13 protein-coding genes are annotated in these 15,958 nt (G+C 50.5%); all 13 read left to right on the top strand.

The features are described 5' to 3' along the window. Positions 1 to 2,005: Ig-like domain-containing protein (locus HOLDEFILI_RS19455; protein WP_006057249.1), on the top strand; the 2,005-nt coding region annotated here is incomplete at its 5' end. A 337-nt stretch (positions 2,006 to 2,342) separates the two neighbouring features. Further along, a complete protein-coding gene (locus HOLDEFILI_RS00130) occupies positions 2,343 to 2,846 on the top strand; it encodes a PTS sugar transporter subunit IIB (RefSeq protein WP_006057246.1) in 504 nt (167 codons plus the stop codon). 18 nt (positions 2,847 to 2,864) lie between these two features. Further along, positions 2,865 to 3,677 (top strand): PTS mannose/fructose/sorbose/N-acetylgalactosamine transporter subunit IIC, encoded by an 813-nt coding sequence (locus HOLDEFILI_RS00125; protein WP_006057245.1) that lies wholly within the window; start codon positions 2,865 to 2,867, stop codon positions 3,675 to 3,677. Further along, positions 3,670 to 4,482, top strand: a complete 813-nt coding sequence (locus HOLDEFILI_RS00120) for a PTS system mannose/fructose/sorbose family transporter subunit IID (RefSeq protein WP_039863524.1) — start codon at positions 3,670 to 3,672, stop codon at positions 4,480 to 4,482. Before HOLDEFILI_RS00125 ends, HOLDEFILI_RS00120 begins: the two co-directional genes overlap by 8 nt. Then, positions 4,475 to 5,347, top strand: a complete 873-nt coding sequence (locus HOLDEFILI_RS00115) for an HAD-IIB family hydrolase (RefSeq protein ID WP_006057243.1) — start codon at positions 4,475 to 4,477, stop codon at positions 5,345 to 5,347. The genes HOLDEFILI_RS00120 and HOLDEFILI_RS00115 overlap by 8 nt, the downstream gene beginning before the upstream one ends. Then, positions 5,340 to 5,759 (top strand): PTS sugar transporter subunit IIA, encoded by a 420-nt coding sequence (locus tag HOLDEFILI_RS00110; RefSeq protein ID WP_006057242.1) that lies wholly within the window; start codon positions 5,340 to 5,342, stop codon positions 5,757 to 5,759. The genes HOLDEFILI_RS00115 and HOLDEFILI_RS00110 overlap by 8 nt, the downstream gene beginning before the upstream one ends. A 9-nt stretch (positions 5,760 to 5,768) precedes the next feature. Then, positions 5,769 to 6,998, top strand: coding sequence for a hypothetical protein (locus tag HOLDEFILI_RS00105; protein ID WP_006057241.1), 1,230 nt, complete (start codon positions 5,769 to 5,771; stop codon positions 6,996 to 6,998). 71 nt (positions 6,999 to 7,069) lie between these two features. Further along, positions 7,070 to 9,001 carry a BglG family transcription antiterminator gene (locus HOLDEFILI_RS00100; RefSeq protein WP_006057240.1) on the top strand — a complete coding sequence of 644 codons (1,932 nt, stop codon included), beginning with the start codon at positions 7,070 to 7,072 and terminating at the stop codon, positions 8,999 to 9,001. A gap of 76 nt (positions 9,002 to 9,077) precedes the next feature. Then, positions 9,078 to 9,551, top strand: a complete 474-nt coding sequence (locus HOLDEFILI_RS00095) for a hypothetical protein (RefSeq protein WP_156788803.1) — start codon at positions 9,078 to 9,080, stop codon at positions 9,549 to 9,551. A 184-nt stretch (positions 9,552 to 9,735) separates the two neighbouring features. Beyond that, positions 9,736 to 10,113, top strand: coding sequence for a BlaI/MecI/CopY family transcriptional regulator (locus tag HOLDEFILI_RS00090; RefSeq protein ID WP_006057238.1), 378 nt, complete (start codon positions 9,736 to 9,738; stop codon positions 10,111 to 10,113). A 170-nt stretch (positions 10,114 to 10,283) separates the two neighbouring features. After that, a complete protein-coding gene (locus HOLDEFILI_RS00085) occupies positions 10,284 to 11,345 on the top strand; it encodes a HipA domain-containing protein (RefSeq protein WP_039863522.1) in 1,062 nt (353 codons plus the stop codon). Between the two features lie 194 nt (positions 11,346 to 11,539). Continuing rightward, entirely contained in the window at positions 11,540 to 14,569 is a 3,030-nt protein-coding gene (locus HOLDEFILI_RS00080) for an AAA domain-containing protein (RefSeq protein WP_006057235.1), read from the top strand. Between the two features lie 54 nt (positions 14,570 to 14,623). Beyond that, positions 14,624 to 15,946 carry a hypothetical protein gene (locus tag HOLDEFILI_RS00075; protein WP_006057234.1) on the top strand — a complete coding sequence of 441 codons (1,323 nt, stop codon included), beginning with the start codon at positions 14,624 to 14,626 and terminating at the stop codon, positions 15,944 to 15,946. The last annotated feature ends 12 nt before the right edge of the window (positions 15,947 to 15,958 follow it).

The following is a 15,958-nucleotide window of genomic DNA, read 5'->3' as shown; positions in this document are numbered from 1 at the left end:
TGCCAACAATAAAAATGTTCTCTGGTCTTCTTCCGATGAGAGCGTAGCCACCGTCGATCAAACCGGCGTTGTGACCACGCATGGTATCGGGATTGCGACGATAACTGCGACGACAGAAGAAGGTGGTTATCAGGCTGATTGTACCATCAAGGTCGACGCGGATATCAAGGGGACGGAGAACTTGATGATCGGCGCTGTTGCAACCGCCTCGTCCACCGTTTCAGCTAACGGAGTAACACCACAGGGAGCAGTCGATCAGGACTATACGACTCGCTGGGCATCCAATTATAAAGATATCTCTGAAGCGGAAGCTGAGGATCAATGGTTATTGATGGAATTGCCGGAAGCCCGGACAATCAATGAAGTCCGGATTACCTGGTTCTCAGAAACGGTGTATGGCAAAGAATATCAGATTTTAGGATCCAACGATGGCGAAAACTTTGAAGTGATGGCTAACGTCACCGACGGACAGAATAAACAATATATTATTAACTGCAGCGAAATGACAGTAAAATACGTTAAATTCCAGGGAATCAAACGAACAGCGACTAACGGCGGTTATGGTATCGTTGAATTTGAAGCCTACTACAATCCGCGGATTGTGGATACGCTCACTGAAGCAAAATTACTGGCAAGCCGTTATGACGAAGAATTAGTCGGAAGCTATGCAGGCTATCAGCAGCTGAAAGTTGCAATCAGTCAGGCAGAAGCTTTAATTCAGGGCGAATTTACCAGCGCTGAAATCCAGCAGGCGGTCAGCGCACTGTCTGCGGGAATCGAAGCTTATCAAGCGGAGATCATTGCGGTCGAAAGCGTCCAGGTCGCACAGCACGAAATCACGCTTGAAATCAAGACGACGGCAGAAATTCAGGCGACGGTAACTCCGGAAAATGCGATTGATAAACAGCTGATTTACACCACAAGCAACGATTCGGTCGTTCAGGTTGATCAGAATGGCTTGCTTACCGCATTGCGGAAAGGAACGGCAGTCGTTACTGTAACTTCCCGCGATGGCGGACATTCCGCGACGGTCAACGTTACAGTAACTGCGTTAACCGATAATCCGCCGGTCATTACGGCCAGCGATGTGACGATTGAACAGGGAAGCCGTTTCAATCCGCTCGATTACGCAACGGTCAGCGACGTTGAAGATCAGGATCTCATCCTGACTGAGGAACATATTGTTGCCAACGACGTCGATCCATCCATAGCTGGAGTTTATCATGTGACCTATCGTGTCGCAGATTCCGCAGGCAACATCGCGGAAAAAACGATTCAGGTTACGGTGGTGGAAACACCAACGGAAACAACGTTAACCAGTGATCAGGGCATTAAGATCACAGGCTTGTTTACCAGCGGAGAATCCCTGACTGTCAGCGATGTCACTGCGAATCATTCGAATTTCGATCAACAGGAAATCGTTCAAGTCTGGCAGTTGAAAGTGGTCAGCTCGCGGATGCGAGGCTTGCCTGACTATGAAATCCGAATTCCGTTCACAGGCAAGAAAGAAGAGATCGGTTTATATCGCTATAACGTTTCCTATCAGGCGATTTCCGACTTCAAGATTGAAGGCGATGAACTGGTCTTCAAGACTTCTGTTGCCGAAGGTGTTTATGCGATTACCCGCAGAATTGCCGATCCGAAACCGGATACGCCGTCAGAGCCTTCTGATGAAGTGAACTCTGCCAATCCTGCGGTTCCGGCACCTCAGGAAACACAAAAATCAACGGGAAACTTCTGGAATTCTCTATTTGGCAAACATAGTAATAAAGAAACCGAAGAAGAAACAACACCAGTGGAAGAACCGAATTCTGAAGCTCAGGATGAGCCAAAAACTGAAACACCGACACCGACGCAGAATTCGGAGTTAACTCCGGATTATAGAAGAGAAGAAAAATCTTCTGCAGCACCGTGGATGATGATTGGCGGAGTCGTGTTGGTCTTGGTTGGCGGAGCTGCGTTCTGGCTGATCAAAAAAGGCGGAAAGCATACCAGCGAAGAATGAAGGAAATCGGTTCAGCATTGAATCACTCATAAAATGAAAGCAGATGTTCAGGTTAACAAACCCGGATGTCTGCTTTTTTCCTTTCAATGATTGGATCACTTTCTGATTGAGCCATTAACTGACATAAGAAAGCAGATGTTTTATATTCATTAGGTTCGCGATTTCGTTTAAGACAGGATAAAAACACTCGAATTCATTTGACGTTCAATTTAGATAAGCCATGTGTTCTTCTTGTTTTCGACAAAAAGGATGTAAAGCATTTCCGCTTTAAGCGGAATCTGGGAATGATTTCTTTGACAGCCTGGATGCTAGAATAGGCGCAGAAAGGAGAATTTCAATGAATATTCTAAACTGCCGTGTTGACGACCGCTTAGTGCATGGCTGCGTCGCAACGATGTGGGTTCCGAAGCTCCATGTGGAGCGTGTCCTGTGCATCGACGACGAAAGCGCAAACAATCCGATGCTGAAAAATGCACTGCGCATGGCCACACCCAACGGCGTATTCCTGTCCGTATTGACTCACGAAAAAGCCGTTGAAAATCTCAAAGCTGACCGCTATCAAAATCAAGCCGTCATGATCGTCGCCAAAAGTCCCAAAACCTTCTTAACCCTGGTGGATAACGGGATACCCGTTCCATCGCTGACACTGGGGAATCTCGGCAACATCGACAAGACCGCAGATTCGGTCGTGATCAGCCGCTACATCACCGTGAATGATGAGGAAGCCGCCGCCCTGGAACAGCTGCATGAAAAAGGGGTCAGGCTGGAAGCCAAGCTGCAGCCGGCGGACGACGCGATTGCTGATTTCTATCAGGTGATGAAAGACAAACGTAAATCATGAGGAGAGGAGAGAGAACGAATGTTTAATCCGATACAGATCATACTGCTGATTCTTGCCTGCCATGTCATCGGAACGCTGGGGCAGAATGTCCAGTTAGTCGCGAAATTCGGCGGCCAGCAGGTATTCCGCGGCCTGATCGCCGGCTTCATTATGGGGGATGTCAAAACCGGGCTGCTGATCGGCGGTACCTTCCAGCTGATGTCCATGGGCTTGGCGGCCTATGGCGGCGCGTCAATTCCTAATTTCAACACGGCCCTGTGGATCTCCGTTCCGTTTGCGATCGCTTCCGGCACCGACGCTCCGCTGGAGCTGGCGATGGCGGTCGGCGTTCCGGTCGCCACGCTGGGCATTCAGCTGGACGTCATTGCCAAGACGGTCAATTCCTATTGGTATCACCGTGCTGAAAAACATGTCGAGAAACGCGAATACAAGAAATTATACCGCGATATTCTCATCGGCGAATACGGCTTCGGCCGCGCCGCTTTAGGCCAGACGCTGCCGGTCATCATCTTCTTACTGTTCGGCGAGCCGATTGTTCAGCTGATTATCAATTATATGCCGGTCTGGCTGACCAGTGCGCTGGGCACGGTTTCCGGCGTGCTTCCGGCGCTGGGCATGGCTTTACTGATGCTGTACATGCCGGTGAAGGAAAATTTCCATTATCTGCTTCTCGGCTTTGTGCTGTATGTCTTTTTCGGCCAGTCGATCCTGGCGATTACTCTGGTCGGCGCAGTTATTGCAATCGTCCTGTTTAAACGCATGGAAAAAGAGTCCAAAGCGGCAGCCAACGCTTATCTGAACGTGGATGCAGGAGGTATCGGAGATGAGTGAAAAGAATGAAAAGCTGACTAAAAAAGAACTGCGGAAATTCTCGCTGCGCTATGCCATTACTGCCCAGGCCAGTCAGAGCTACGAAGCGATGCAGGGAATTGCCTGCGTCTATTCGATGGGGCCATTCTTTGAAAAATGGTTCGCTGATGATCCGGAGCTGATGCAGAAAAAATTCCAGAACAATTTGAAATTCTTCAACTGCCAAACCTACTTCGGTGCCGCGATCACCGCAGCGGCGCTGGCAATCGAGCAGGACCGCGATCCCTCGTCCCTGCAGCTGGCGGCTTCGTTAAAGACGTCGCTGATGGGTCCGTTCTCCGGCATCGGCGATGCGCTGTTCAACACGATACCGAAGGTCGTCATGGGTGCGATGACCGCTTATGCAGCGATTGAGGGCAACTGGATTACCAGCATCATCATGATCGCGATCTTTACCCCGCTGATTACCTGGGTTCGTCAGAAGATGATCGAAGTCGGCTATTACGGCGGCGCGGAATTGATTACCTCGCGCAAGGATCAGCTCAACAACATCCGCGACGCGGTTTCTGTGCTCGGCGTCATCGTCATCGGCGCTCTGATTCCTTCGCTGGTCAAGGTCACGACGCCGCTGGCGATCACTGTCGGCGATGCGACGCAGACGATTCAGTCGATTCTGGACGGCATTCTGCCGGCGCTGCTGCCATGTTTGGTCACCGCGATTACCTATTTCGGCTTAACTAAAATCAAGGGCATGAATACGGTTAAGATGGTCTGGATTCTGATCGTCGTGACGATTCTGCTTTCCTACTTTGGCGTCATTGCCTAAGCCAGCTACCCGGCGGATCGGCGAAACTGGCGGTCTGTCCGGGATTCGTCTGGCAGCACTGGATTTTGACGGCACGCTGGTTCCCAAGGATGTGCCGAATGCAGATTTAAACGACCGGACTGCAGCTTTGCTGGAACAGCTGCGCTGCCGGGGCCTGCGGCTGATCGTCGCGACCGGGCGGCATCCGTCCTTTATTCAAAAACGAATCCGGAAATTTCAATTCGACGCGGTCATCGGCTATTCCGGCAATGTTGTCAGCCACGGCCGCCAGAAAGAAGCCGCGTCGTTCAGCTTGGACATGATCCAAGCGGTCTACGCCTTTGCGCAGAACAACCCCGGTCTGGAAATGACGCTGTATTCGGATCAGGGCATAGCCTGCGGAAGCAGCTCGGAAAGCCGGGAGGCGCTGTTGAAAAAGTGGCGGCGCACCGACCGGATCTGTGATTTGAATGGAGTTGCCGATTTCCTGATCGGTGACGTACAGAAAGTAACAACGATGCAGATCAGCCGGATCTGCCTGCACCTGGACCGCTGGGAGCTGTATCCCCAAATCAGAACAGAATTTCTAAGCCGTTTCCCCGGCTATCGTTTGGTCAAAACCGGAGATAAACAGGCGGAGGTTCTGGTTCAGGGACGCTCTAAGGCTTCCGAAATTCTCAGGCTGGCGCACAGTCTTGGCATCAGCGCAGATCAGATTGCCTGCGCCGGGGATGATGAAAATGATATTGAGATGCTGCAGCTGTTTGATCACAGCTATTATATCGGCAGAAATGACGATCCGCTGCGCTCAGCGGCGGCCTTCTGCGCGGATCACGTCAATGCCGTATTGGAACAACTGTTAATTAAAGGAGAAAGTCATGTTTAAAATAGCGTTGGCCAGTCATGGCAGCTTATGCCGGGGCATGCGGGAAACCGCAAAGCTGTTTACCCAGGACGTCAGCTTCATTCAGATCTTTCCCTTTTATGAGGAAAATCCGGAATCGGACGTGGAAGCGCAGCTGGACGCCTGGATTGAGGATATTCACGAGGAAGATGTCGTCGTGATGCTCACGGACATTTTATGGGGAAGCGTCAACCAGAAGATCATGCTGAAGCTGCAGAACCGAACGAACGTGCATATTGTCACGGGACTGAACCTGCCCTTGCTTCTGGAGATGATCACGATGGAGCCCCAGTCGGTTACCCCGGAACTCATATCCGAAAAAGTAAAAAGCTGCCGCGATTCGATCGCATTCATGCGGGAAGTGACCGTCGAATTTCAGGACGGCGACGAATAGGAGGATTTTATGGTAAAAGTTACGACTACGACAAGCGTGAACATCACGCCCGATCATCCGACATACATTGCCGGACACGCCATGCGGACGGAGAAGTTCAAGGGCGTTCATGATGAAATCGAAGCGATTATGCTGGGACTGCAGATCGACGGGAAGCCGTTTTTATGGATCGAGGCGGATATTTCTAATTTTGACTGTGATTTTGTCCATCTGTTCAAGTATCACATCGTCGAAACTTTGCACATTCCTTACGATCACATCATCCTCAGCGCGGACCACAGTCATTCCGCTCCGCTGCTGCTGACGCGCAATCCGGAAATGCCGCATGACGATGGGTGGCGCAAGGAGGTTCTCAAGAAGCTGATCGACGGCGCGCAGGAAACGATGAATAAGGAATTTCACGAAGCGGCGCGCGTGCAGTGCACGAAGGGCGAATCGCAGGGATATTACGGCAACCGCAACGCGAAGGACAAATACGGCGATACCTCGATTGTTGTGATCGAATTTAAGGATGAGTCCGACGCCACCATCTCGGCCTTGGTGAACATGTCCTGTCATTCCACCGTGCTTTCTCCGGAAGAATACCAGATTTCAGGCGATCTGCTGGCTGCCGTCCGGCGCGAGCTGATTCCATATCTGAACGTCACGCCGCTTGTCTGCAACGGCAATGCCGGCGATATGTCCAACCGGCTGTACCGCCAGAACAATGACTTCAATGAACTGAAGCGTGTCAGCTCAGGCATCGCCCGGCAGATTTCCCAGTTTGATACAAAGCTGGACCTGACCCTTGCCCATCCGCAGTCAAAAACGTTTGTCTTTCCAATCGAATACGACCCGGACATCGACGTGCTGAAAGCCCGTCTGGCCGATTCCCAGGCTAAGCTGGAACAGGCGGTCGCTTACGATGAGCGGAAGTGGCTGATCTCGGAAATCAATGGTTTCCAGCGGAAAATCAAAGCGGGTCATGTTAAAATGGATTTGGAAGCGACGATTCTGCGGATGCAGGACTTAGAAATTGTCGTGCTGCCATGCGAGCTGGTATCCGCCTTCGGCCGCCAGATCAAAAAGAGCTCCCAGGCTAAGGTGTGCTTTGTCTGGGGCTATGCGAACGGCCAGAACGGCTATGTCGTCGAAGCCAGCGAATTCGGCGGCGGTCATGACGGAATCTCAACGCAGCTGCCGAAAGGCAAGGCGGAAGAATTTGTCGCCCTGATCATCCAGCATTTATTTAATAATTAAGTCATTGAAAGAATCCTCGTTGAAAGCATTTTGCCTTTGATGAGGATTCTTTGCAGAACAGGAGGAAATCCATGGTCTATCATTTTACTTCCCGCGAAAAGAATATCCTGCATTATCTGTCCATCAGCGATACCTATATTTTAGGCAAGCAGCTGGCGGCTGTCACCGGGGTGAGCGAGCGGACGATCCGCGATGATATCAAACGGATCAATCAGGTTCTGTTTTCCGAGGAACTGGATGATTTTTTTGAACTGGTCAGCACGCATACGAAGGGCTACAAGGTGTGGGTCAAGGATGCCTGCCAGTTCAGGCAGTTTATGAAGGATCTGGATTATGACGTCAACACGATGGAGCGGGAGCTTATCCATTTCCGCGAGCGCGAAATCCGTCTTCTGGCAATGCTGATGAAGGATGTCACGCTTTATAAGCTGTCGCAGATGCTTTATTTCAGCGAATCGACAATCCGCTCGCTGATCAAAAAATCCAACGGCACCTCGCTCAAAAGTCACTACACGATGAACTTCGCCAACGGGAAATTAAAGGTCAACGGCAATGAGATCGCAATCCGCATCGCAGCCTTAAAAACAATCTATGTCAATCCGGAATACAAGGGAATCCCGGACAACATCCGCCGCCAGATCACCAACCCTGAATTTGAGGAAAACGTGTATGAAGCGCTGGAAAGCTTTTTCAAACAGAGCGAAACCCTGAGCGTCCCGTCGCTGCTGTTTCAATACATGTCAAAATCGCTCTGGATTTCCTACCGGCGCAATCAGTTTAACAAATGTGTGTCGTTTACCGAGGAAGAAAAGCGGATGCTGGAGAGCTACGACGTGGAATTCAGCGCGGCGGAGGCGATCGTTGCCCTGCTGGACCGCCGCTATCATTACGAATTTCTGCGCGATGACAGCTATTTCCTGGCGATGATTTTAATTTCCTTCGGCAGCCGCAGAAATCTGATGATTCAGGAAATGGACAATGAAGCCTATGCGCTCTGCAAGCTGGCGGCCAACGTTATTTTAGAAGATTTTTATGACGGCGGCCGGCTTGAGGACGCAGATGCCCTGATGGAAAATCTGTCGTTGTTTTTCTGGGGCTTTCAGGTCCGCAGTCATTTTGACATCAGCCGGCAGTATATGGGCGTAACCCGTATAAAGCGCAAGCTGATCACTGCCGCCGAATACAGCCGCAAGCTTTCCCGGCTGCTGGAAGATAAGCTTCATACGAGAATTGCGGATAAGGAGATGGTCTTTCTGACCGTCTGCATCGCGGAAGGGCTGGACCGCGGCCGGCTGAGGAAGAAGCAGCGGGTCTTGGTCACGAGTAAATACGGCCTCTGCGAAGCCCGGCGTTATGCCGAACAGCTTCAAAAACGATATCAGGATTCCCTGGCACAAATTGCTTCCTGCGAGTTATATGAAGTTGAAAAAATCTACGATCAGTTTGACGTCATCCTGATCAATGACCGCAAGCTGGCAGCCCGCAGTGAAAAGCTGGTTTTCTATCAGTCGTACAGTACGGTCAATACGATGAAGCCGCAGACGGAATACCGGATTACCCAGATCTGCGGCGCTTATTGGTTTTATCATCAGCTCACTCCGGAATGTTTCACGCCGAATCTGGATCTGAGATCTAAGCACGAAGTTTTCCGCTACATCGCCAAACGGTTTTTGGCGCCGATGCCGGAATTCAGGCATCCAGTCAGTTTCCTGACGGATCAGGATAAGCGGCTGACCTGTGAATGCGGCTACCGGGTGGCGCTGGTCGCCGTGATCGAAGCATCGGCAGTGAATCAAATTCATTTCCTGATCTTGAAAAATGCGGTTTCCTGGAACCAGCGGTTTGTGCAGAATATTATCTTTATTCAGGCCGCTGCGTATCTGGACCTGCAGAACTATGAAATGGGTTTGCAGGCGATGCTGATTGACCCGGATAAATGCAGCCTGCTGATCGGCGAGCCCAATTTGAATACGCTGCGGAAAATATTAAATGTGGAGGAATAAAGCGTGAAAGTAAAGTGTTTCAACTTCCTTGAAGGTTATAATGACGACCGCGCAGAACACGGGAATGGAGGTAAAAATGAAAGAATTAAAAATGAAAGAATTAACGGCGAATGAGGCTGCCGGCATCCGGATCAAAACGAAGCCAAAAATCTCAACAGGACTGTGCGCTTTCTTTGCCATCGTGATGATCCTTTCCGGAAATGCCGCACTGATGATTCCCGGCCTGATCTTTGCCCTTGCGGTGCTGATCGTTGTCTTCAGCATTCAGGATGAAACCTGCGCCCGTATCGGTGCTGAAGAAATCGTCCTGCTTCCGGAAAAAGCGCAGGCGGAGACAGTAATTCCATTCTGCGAGGTGGCAGAGTGGAATACCCGGGATGGAATCCGAATTCGAACCCTGAGCGGAGAAATTTATTTTATTGAAACCCGGGACACGATGAAAGCGCACCGGTTGCTGCATCGGCGCATGCCGGAATTGGAAACATCCACTGTCCTTCAGCGGCAGCTGCGGGAAAGGAAATCGAGGATACGCCGCCGGGCCTCTCAGTAAATAGAGTACAGTTAAAACTGAGTGAAAGAAAATTGAAGAGTGATGACAGGGCGTAGAATCTATGATAATCAAAAAGGTTGAATCTACAAGCTGAAGGCTGGGAATAGAAATAATAGGCTTACTTTAGTAAAAATCCTTTTGATAACTACAAAATATAATATAATTGTAGCGAAAGGAGTGCTATATGAAAAAAACATCTAATTCTGAGAATTTAATTCTTCAATTGTTTTGGAACAACAAATATCAAATCGCTTGTCATGAGATTTATAAAAGGGTGCGTGAAGCGTATCCCAACCACTGGAAAGATAGTTCAGTCGCTGTTTTTCTAATGAGAATGGAAGAAAAAGAGCTAATCAGGAAAGCAGAAATTGATGGAACAAAATATTGGGTTTCCATCACCCAAGGTCAATATTCTAAAAATTTACTCAACTCACTCTTAATGAAAAGTGAAAATAAGACCTTCGATGAAATCCTTCTCGGCTTTATCGAAGATCCGGAGAAACATCAGGCGGCGCTTGATGAAATCGACGCAGTTATTAGAAAATATGAAGCTATGGAATAAGCTGATTTCTCTGCTTAAAAATAATTTATAAGGCACGGATCTCTTTTTTGAAGTAAAGCTTTGACGTTCAGAAAATGCTGAGTCATCGCAGAATTGATAGAAAAGCAGGCAGGCATTGCCAAACTTTTTGGGATCGCTGAAAATAGAATAAACAAAAAGGAGGGCTGTTTATGAATCAAATCAACGGATTGCTGATGAGCGGAGATCTGCCGGTCGCCATCATCAAGGAAAATCAGCTTAAAATACTTCGCAGCGACTGCCTTCCTTATTATTTTCGCAGAAATGGCGATCTGCTGACATGGATCAAAAGCCGCGCGATTGACGGCGATCGCGTGCATTCCCGTCTGCTCAAAAAAGCACTTCAGCTGCAGCGTAAAGATGAGTTATCCACAACTATGGCAGTCAGAGCTGCGTGTATTACGGACAACTATTGGATCAAATTAGATACCGATGCCTTGACGTATGAGGATATCCGCTTTAAAACCGATACCTATTCCGATCTTGCCTTAGCGGGAGATTTAGAGGTGTTTTCTCAAAGATTAGATCCGCGATCCTCGCACACTCCGGAGTTAACCAATATCGGCAGCTTTGAAAAAGGCTGGAAGCTTGTTGATGGAGTCTGGTGGTTAAGCAAGCAAGGCAGTCCTGAACAACTTTTCAGCGAATTCTTCTGTGCTCAGCTCGGACGTTTTTTAGGCATGGACATGGCGGTCTACCGATTAAATGAAGACTATATCATGTCCGAGGATTTTACGAAACAGGAAATGAATTTTGAACCGGCGGCCGCGCTGATCGGTGATCAAACGGATGATTACACATTGAATTATCAAACGTTGAAGAATCTGAATCCAGACTGCGGCAGGCAATATTTAGATCTTTTGTATCTGGACGCTATGGTTAGAAATCCCCATCGCCATGGGATGAATTATGGCATTTTACGATCCCGGAAGACCGGTGAGGTTCTGGGAATGGCGCCGAACTTTGATAATCATCTTTCTTTGATCGCGATGGGATACCCCAGAAATTTAGATCGATCGCAGGATCGGCTGATCGACGCCTTCCGGGAATTTCTTATTCAAAATCAGATTGAGTACAACCCGCCGCAATTTACGGAATCCGCTTTGCGGAAGATCATGGAATCCATCCCGATTCCCGTAAACACTCCTGAAATCATAACGTTCCTGATGAACGGACAAGCGGCTTTCGTCCAAGCCTGCGGGAATAAGCACTGAACGAAAAGCAAAACTCTGCGGTTCTTTTCGTTAACTGCGACGGATCAAGTGCAGGCTTGTCCAGCGTTATTGATAATTCTCTTTCAATCCTGGTTGTGTAAGCAGACTGCCCTAAGGTTGCCTACCCTTTGCGCGGTCTGCTTTTCTATTTGAAAACGGCTGTGGTATAATCAACTTAAGGAGCAAGTCAATCTATGAATTCCAAGGCCCTGGAGTGTTCAAAATCGATACAGAGCGGGAAATGGCTGCAGATCGAGTATGACAACACGACCGATCAGAAGCGGACATTTTTTTGGATTGCGATCGAAGATATCGAAATCCCGAGCCGAAGAATGAAAGTGAAAATGTTCAATCCGGAAAAGTCGAGGGATGTTTTGGACGGGACGGTTTATTTTGATAAAATCCTGTCGGCACGGGTCATCGAAAGCACAATCTTTCCGCTCCAGGAAGCCTTGATCGATAAAATCCGCGCGCATTACAACGACTTTGATTTTCTGGAATATACCGGCATCAACGAGCGGGTGCTCGGCTATTACCGGCAATGCTACCTGTTGGATCAGGACACCTCCGTTCACAGCTATACGCTGGTCGACGGTCTGGATCCCGATATTCTAAAGAAGAACGCGATGCCGCTGGGGCTGGAACAATTTGATCAGATGGTGCGGCGGCTGCAGAATGAGCTGCGCCTGCAGCGGCGAAAACAAGCTCCGGCCTGGCTGAAGCTGGCGATCAATGTACTGGCTTTACAGCGGCGGGACGGAATGATTCCGATCGTTTACCGCGATCTTTTGCTCGATCTGATTCACCGCCGGCTGATCGTTTCGCCGGATCTCGGCTTCAACATCAAAGTCAGCGACGACGAGGATCAGCCGCGCTTTTTACTGCAGCGCTATCTCGACTGCTCGGCTGGGGAATTCATCGACCGCTATCCGACTCAGGCCGCGATGATGAGCGAACAGATTGCGGTGAACTGCAGCCGGGGCGAAACCGTGGATGAACGGCCGTATTTGTTTGAGCTCAAGCGCCGGATGAACATCAATATTGAAACAGAATACAATGAAATTCAGAACCAGATGCAGAATCAGACGCTCTGTGCCCCGCTGAAAGCCTTCTTCGGGATGCCGGAAAAAGTCAGCCGCCGGCGGAAGACGCCGGTTCTGACGCTGGGATCGCAGGTCAACATCAATCAGTTCCGGGCGATTTACAATGCCATGAACCAAAATGTTGTGTACGTCCAGGGGCCGCCGGGCACTGGAAAAAGCGCTACGATCGTCAACGTGCTGCTTTCCTGCTTCCTCAATAATCAGACCGCCCTGGTTGTTTCCAACAATAACGAAGCGATCGACAATCTGGACCGCAAGCTGAACTCCCTGCAAAGCGGTGACCGGCGGATACCCTTTCCAATCCTGCGCTTAGGCTCCAATCAGCGGATCGAGGAAGCGCTGGTGCAGATCAAGCTGCTTTTAGATCAGGCTCAGGCCTGTCCGCCGACGCGGGAAGAACGGGAAGAACTGAAAACGCTGACGAAGAAACTGGCCGGCAGCCGCAAGCAGATGAATCAGCTGCTGGATCAGATCGAAACCCGTCTGGAGCTGGATGAACAGATCGAATCGCTGGAAGGGGTATTAAGCCAGCTGCGGTTCAGCAGCCGGCAGGAGCCGAGCGCGCAGATGACCGCGATGGCGATCGAAAGCCAGCTCGCTGGACTGCGCCGTCAGCGCCAGACACTGGAAGGCGTGAGCGAAGATGAAATTCAGGCAGTGCAGGATCCCCGCGAGGTTCTGCGGTTTCTCGATCTGAAATCCCGGGCTGTGCTGCAGCGCCTGTTGAACAAACGCAATGAATCGTTGCGGTCCATCGTCCGGATTCCCAATCCGGAAGACCGGTTTCTTGAATTCCGGGCGCTGATTCAGAAACGTGAAGGGTTGGATCAAGTGTTGGACTGTTTTCCATTTCTGATTTCCACCAATGTGTCCTGCAGCAAGCTGGCCACCGCGGAACCTATTTTTGATTTAATGATTATGGATGAAGCCGGACAGTGCAGCAATCCGCTTTCTTTATTGCCGATGGCCCGGTGCCGCCGGGCGCTGTTTGTCGGCGATCCAAGCCAGCTGCAGCCGGTCATCACGCTGCCCGCTTCCCGCAACACCCGCCTGGTGTGGGATTACGATATTCCCCAGGCCTACGATTATAAGATGAATTCGATCCTCAGCACGATGCTGAAAATCGATACGATCTCAAAATTTATCCTGTTAAAACATCACTACCGCTGCGCGGATCCGATCATCGCTTTCTCGAATCAGAAATATTACGGCGGGGAGCTGGTGATGTGCGGTCCGCCGTCCTCACCGGATGCGCTGACGCTGATCGACGTGCATTCCTCAGCGCAGAAGCAGAAAAACGTGGCGATGGAAGAAGTCGCGGAGATTGTTAGGCAAATCCGCGATCATCCCCAGAAGAAGGTTGCAGTGATCACGCCGTTTCGCCGTCAGGCCCAGATGATCCGGCGGGTTCTGTCTGAACAGGACCTTGACTTCGTCAAGGTTGGAACAATCCACACCTTCCAGGGCGATGAGAAGGACACGGTGATTCTCAGCTGTGCGATGACAGAATCGACGACTCAGGGTACGTTCGATTGGGTGAAAAACAATCAGGAGCTGATCAATGTCGGCGTTACCCGCGCTCAGCAGCATTTTATCATGATCGCCGACCGGGCCCAGATCGCCCGGCTCTCCCAGGGGAAAACCAACGATCTGCTGGAACTGATGCAGTATGTTGGAAAGCAGGGCCAAACCCGGATCAGTGCGCGGGAAAGCCAGCTGTTCCAGTCCAAGGTCAAGAATTTCAAATATTTCAACACGGCTGCGGAAGATGAGTTTTTGAAAACGCTTCTGCATATCAAATCGGTATTCGGTCAGATTTTAGTTGAACAGAAGGTCAAGATCACCGACGTCCTGGAATTGGATGACGGAGATCGCAAGCTGTTTATGTACGGGAACCAGGCTCACTTTGATTTTGTGATCTATGATTTAAGTCACCGGCCGTTGTTGGCGGTGGAGGTCGGCGGCACGGAGCATTTCAACGATGCCAAGGTCCGCAGCCGGGATCAGAAAAAGCGTCAGATCTGTGAGGCGCATCAACTCCGGCTGATCACGATCCGCAACGACTATGTGCGCCGCTATTCGTTTATCAAGGAATCCATTCTGGAAGCTTTGGGCGAATAGCCTGAACGAAGCGGCTGGACAGGGACTTATGAATCCGGCAGAGGAGGACAGTGTATGCAGGAAGAAACGAAACGCCTGGCCGGCGTGCTGATCGGCATCCACCGCCGTCAGCGCTTAAAGGAAGATCCGACCGGCGGCTGGACCCAGGATCAATTTATCCTCGATGAAGCGGGGGAAGCGATTTGTTCGCGGATGACGTTATATAAATTGGAACAAGGCCAGGGAATTCAGGATGAAGAACGGCTGGAGCTGCTGCTCAGAAAACTGGGGAAAACGCCGTTAAAACAACCCGAACAGGTTGATTTGCGTAAAGAACGAATCCAGCGGCTGAAGCAGGCTTACGAACAGTTCGATCAGAAAGCGCTCGGTGAGCTGCTTACGGATATCGAAGCCTTGCCGCCGACAACGCAGGTGATCGCGATGGAGCTGCAGCTGTGCCTGTCCTTGATCATCGAGCATCTTGCCTTTCCGGATACGCAGCCGCACAAACCGCTGTATATCCGGTACCGCGAATTTGACGCGAAGCTGAAAAACCAGATTTCCATGTATCTTGATCTGGCCCAGGCGCTGGATGAGGATTTATACGTCATGATGATCGTCCTGTTCTGGCAGATCAACATCAATCAATGGACGGATCGGAAACTGTCCGAAACCTTACTGGAACGGCTGGAGCAGTGCGAGCCGCATGACGGGATCTGGCTGCACCGCAAGGGTACCTTCCTTTCCGCACTGAACCGCAAGGCGGAAGCCTTGGATTGCTTTAATCAGGTGTTAAGCGGTTCGTTTCCGTTACCGGATGCCGTGCGCACCCTCACGGAGATCATGCGCTTCCGGATCTGGAAGCAATTCGATCCAGATGACGCATTTCGCAGGAGCGGATCCTTTGAACAGACGCTGGTTGCGCTGCCGAAGGAGCTGACAAGCCAGGGCTGGATGGAGCTGGGGCTGTGCCTGTGCGAAGGCGGCGACGAGAAGGGGACGGAGCGGATTGACCGGGCGTTAGTCCAGGCCCCTTATCTGGCATTGTACTATCTGCCGCATTTATTTCACTGTCCTCTGGATTCAATGCGGATTCTGAATCTGGCGCAGGTCTACCTTGACCGCTGGACGACGCCCGGAACGCTGGCTATTTACCGGTATTATGAAGCGAAGCAGGCCGGGGAAGCGCCGGGCTTACTGCAGCAGCGCATATTGAAAGAGATTCTGCCGGAGATTGAAGACACGGTCTATCGTCCGCAGGAATTGATTCCGCTGCTTCATGATGAACTTCTGACTTTGGTGCAGCAGAGCGGCAGCTACAAAGGGCTGGCGGATTTTGAGCAGATTACAAAACGTCGGAAACCGGCGCTGATCCGCGAAATTTGGATCCATGGATAAAGGCAGGACTTA

Source organism: Holdemania filiformis DSM 12042, assembly GCF_000157995.1.
Taxonomy (GTDB): Bacteria; Bacillota_I; Bacilli_A; order Erysipelotrichales; family Erysipelotrichaceae; genus Holdemania; species Holdemania filiformis.
This window is presented reverse-complemented; position numbering and strand designations above follow the sequence as displayed.